We start from the raw sequence: 4,332 nt of genomic DNA, 5'->3' as shown, positions 1-4,332 counted from the left end.
CCGAGAATCCTGAGGAGGGTTTGATTCTGGCATCCACCCTTGGAATTAGTATTGATCAAAGCGCTATTCCAATTGGCCCACCTACGGTGGGGGACTTTAATGGCGACAATGTACTGGACATAGCCTGGATTGGCAGTGACCTCGAGCAAGATGGACGGTACAGAATAAAGTTTGCATCCATATGCCCTCTTGAGACAATCCCTTTATTTAGTGATGTTTGCGCGGGAGAGGGAGCTTTCTCAATAGTATTAAATCCTCTATCCTCAGAAGACATTATGTTTGATCCCGCTTTCAATAGAATCAACTATAATACTAGACAGCCTTTTCAAGCAGCAGCTCTTACGTCCGGCAATTTTAATACAAATCCATCTTTGAGTTCAGGAGATGACTTGTTTGTAGTTTATGCTGGTGGTGAAAATGGTTACATATCTAATCTTTATGCTGATTCAGGGTTTTTTGACCCTACATCTGCTCAGGAGCAGGCTGTAATAGGATTACAAGGTAATGTGAGTACACAAACATTATTTGAATATTATACATTTGATCTATTAATGAGTCCGACTTTAAGAAGATCTAAAACTGGTTCTGGTTCCGGACTTTTATTGATAACTACTTGCGGATTATCAGTTGTAACTTTCAGTGATGATGATTTTACATTACGTGTAAATCCTAGACTTACTGAGGATTGTGACGATGGTGGTGGCAGTCTTGCAGGTTTACCAGCTTTTAACGGCATAGCTGTGGGTAATTTTACTGGTCAAATCCCTCAGACTCCCAATGGTAATGTGAGTCAAATAGCAACACTTCTCTCTAGTACAGTAGACAACAGATCCGGACTCAATGGCTTTAATATGAAATTGTTTATATACGAATCCTCACCTGATAACGGTAATTTTAGGCCCAACAGGATTGCTACGCTTGATGTAAGAGATCCTAATACAGTTTCATTTTTCAGACTCAACACTAATTCTAACCGGCAGGGAAGCTTTATACATGCAGTAGATTTACAGGGACGTTCTGCCCGTCTTGGAAGCCCAGATGTTGCTCGTATTTCCAATTGGTTTGAAGTAAACGCAATAATCGGCTCACCACCCATGCATACTGCTTATGTGCAGGGTATTAATCAGGATGAACCATTTGTGAATAACTTCAGTGTTATTCCTCCAACTTTTACTACTGCATATTCAACCGGCACAAGTACATCTGCTACGTACTCAAATACACAAAATACAAGCTGGAGTTTTTCATTCAAGCAATCTATTGAGTCAAGGACTAAATTTTCGGCTGCTCCATTTGGAGGAGTACAGTTCGATTTTGCCGCATCGGCAAATCAGGTGTATGACTGTGATGTATCAACTGTAGACAGCAGTTACGAGAGTACGAGTAATACTATCTCTACAGTCACAGGTTTTGGCGATAATATCATTTATACCGAGAGTAGAAAGAATATATATTTTTACCCTGTCCTAGGTGAAACCGTCTGTAGGGATGGTTCTGAAAATTGTCCGGAAGATGAAAAGGAGCCTTTATTCTATCAGATATCAGCCCCTGACCAGATTACTAGCACCTTAGTAAGTGGAAGGACCGCAGAATTCTACCAACCAGTCCATCAACCCGGTCATATGTTTACATATCCTGCCACAAGAAATCAGCTATTACGGCGTTTTGCTAGTAACGCTGAAAATGTACTTTCTGAACCTAAGATAGGGTTCTTAACTGACAATACTATGTTCACGCAAACAAAAAGTTGGAACCAAGGTCAAGGAAGTGAATGCACCACTGGTTCTACAGAGACGATTTCGGGAAATGAGAGTATTTCACTTGCCGTAGGATCTGGAATTCTATCCGAATTCACTGGAACAGGCACAAGAATAAGCGTGGGATTTGAATTTGGACAGAGCCGTGCGATAAATACAAACACAACAACAACAAGTACAACTACAAACTCCGTAGGTATTGAAGTAAATAAACCCGATGAGTTCTTGAATCCTGATGTATATAGGTACCTTGTAAACTCCTTTATATTAGGACAGCCATTTCCAAATGGTGTTTGGCAAAGTTTATTCTCTGAAGGACCAACAGAAAATATTGTTTACACTGGTCCATTGATCACGGCGTTTACTGGCAATATGCTTTCAAACGATTCAGGGAATTTCTGGCAGGCTGGAGGAGTAAATCCTTATCTTATGTATCCAGACGTTGGCTTGAATTTTCCTACGAGATGGGAAGTGGTACCAACTGTAGCCACTAGCATGGCCAGGCAGCCCAGTTATTGTAGACGGCAAAGTGCTAACTCCGCAGCATTACTTTGTACTTTTATAAGGAAACCTGCTGAGAATGAGAATGAACTATGGGTCAATTCTTTCTACAGTATGAGAGGTTTATTTATCCAATCAGGTGACGAGCCAATCGGACCATCACAGACCTTTGTGTACATGGGCGACGATATAAACTTGAGCACAAGAGTTTACAATTTAAGTCTCACGGCATTAGATCCTTCAGACAGAGTGCATGTAGCTTTCTACAGGATGGAGTGGGACAATACTCTTAACGTCCCATTGGGTGAGAGTATCTTGATAGAAGAAAGAATAGTCGAGAGGGTAATACCACCTTTTACTTCTAGTGACGCTCCTAATTGGACACTTGTCACTACCACATTCAATACAGCCGAAGAGGATATGGGGCCTGATAAGTATTGGGTATTCTGGGTACTTGTCTATCCTGTAGACGATGAGGGAAATCTTGTCGAGGAATTACCTGGTTATGGCCTAGATTCATCGAATTTCACCCCGGGAGAGGTATTTAAATCTATTCTTGATGTCCCACTGGAGATGGTAACAGTAGAAGAATTTGACCAAGATGTAGTAAGATCCTTTACCAACAATGTTGGTTTCTACAAGAATGCGATGTACGTTTCGGAGCTTCCACTAAATAGTGAAGAGGAGCAGAAGTCTACAATATTAATTGACAATTTGTCAGTAAATCCTGAGCAAGTTTTTGTGGGTGAAGATGTGATAATTGATGCTGATGTGTACTCATTAGATGCAAGTTCTGATGGTGTAGTTGTGCTATTTCATGATAGGCATCCCGATGAGTCTGATATAGCGTTCGATATCGAATTGATTTCCAATATCAGGGCTGACGGGCTTAACAATGTAAAAGTTGCATTCAAGCCTGAGTTTTGCGGAGAATATGAACTATTTGTTTCAGCGAGGGATAAAGGAAATTCAAATATAGGAGCAGATTTATTGAGTGTTGTGCTGGATGTTATATGCCAGCCTGGGGATACAAACCTTGATGGGCAACTAATTGGAGAAAACGGTAAGCCAGTTGGCACTGGTGGGAACGGTAATTGCTCTCTTGCCCAAGCTGGCACCAGAGCTGAAGTTCCTCTATATTTGATCGTCTCATTATTGTTTGTGGCCATAAGATTGGGGTACAGAAGAATTAATCAATAAGTTAAGTTAGTTAGAGCAGGCAATGGGGATTTGAGCCCTCCAGACCTTGTATTTAATATTTAAGCTATAGTATAGAAATGACCTGGCGGTCGGTATTTGTGCATATATCTGGGTTTCTATGAGCGGCACATAATAATCTTAGTGGAGGAGTTAAATGAAAGTAATGAATCATATATCAGCTATAACAGTTTTTGGTCTAGTTTTTAGTTTTCTATTCTTAATTTCCGCTGATATTGGTTATTCTCAAACAGGATGTTGTCGACAAGCAAATGCCAGTGCATGCGATGATGATATAACCCAGCAGCAATGTGCTTCAATGGATGGCGAATTCTTTGTGGATCAGGTTTGTGGATTTTCGAATGATACAGGATTTTTCTGCGGGTTTAGTGACGTCGAATCCATGGATGTATCTCCAGATGACTCTGCCGATCTGCAAGACTTGGACAATAAGTGCATTAAGCAATGTGCAAGACAAGCCAAAAAGGAAGTGCGCGATTGTAAGAACATTTCTTTAGAATGTTTTAATGACAATATTTCTGACCCTTTAGCAATTCTTGATTATTGTTCAGATTCTTTTTCTGGCTCTTGCGAGGCTAATGTAAATCGAACTTACAGCCAGTGCTTAACTAATGTATGCGGAGTGGACCTGATTTCTTATCGTAGTGAAGAGGAGTTTGATGCATTAAACGGATCCAGCACTACCTGCTCAACCAATGGTGCGGATATCATCGACCCGGTACTCACAGAAATTCAGACTGAATTTAATAAATTGTGGGAAACAGCTGCTTGTACGCCTTCGGTAGGGCTATGTCCATTGGAGCCGGTATTTGACGGTAAGATTCCTCTTGGATGCGACTCCGATGGTACAGATGGG

Annotated in this window: 2 protein-coding genes; both read left to right on the top strand. The window is 40.9% G+C overall.

The genetic code is table 11. The features are described 5' to 3' along the window. Positions 1 to 20: 20 nt before the first annotated feature. Entirely contained in the window at positions 21 to 3,458 is a 3,438-nt protein-coding gene (locus AAF462_10430) for a hypothetical protein (GenBank protein ID MEM7009538.1), read from the top strand. A gap of 154 nt (positions 3,459 to 3,612) precedes the next feature. Further along, positions 3,613 to 4,332 (top strand): hypothetical protein (locus AAF462_10425; GenBank protein ID MEM7009537.1); only part of this gene is annotated, 720 nt, incomplete at its 3' end.

The sequence above is a fragment of the Thermodesulfobacteriota bacterium genome, from assembly GCA_039028315.1.
Lineage (GTDB): Bacteria > Desulfobacterota_D > UBA1144 > Nemesobacterales > UBA2774 > CR02bin9.
Note: the sequence above shows the minus strand (reverse complement) of the source record. Positions and strands in the feature narration are given on the sequence as shown.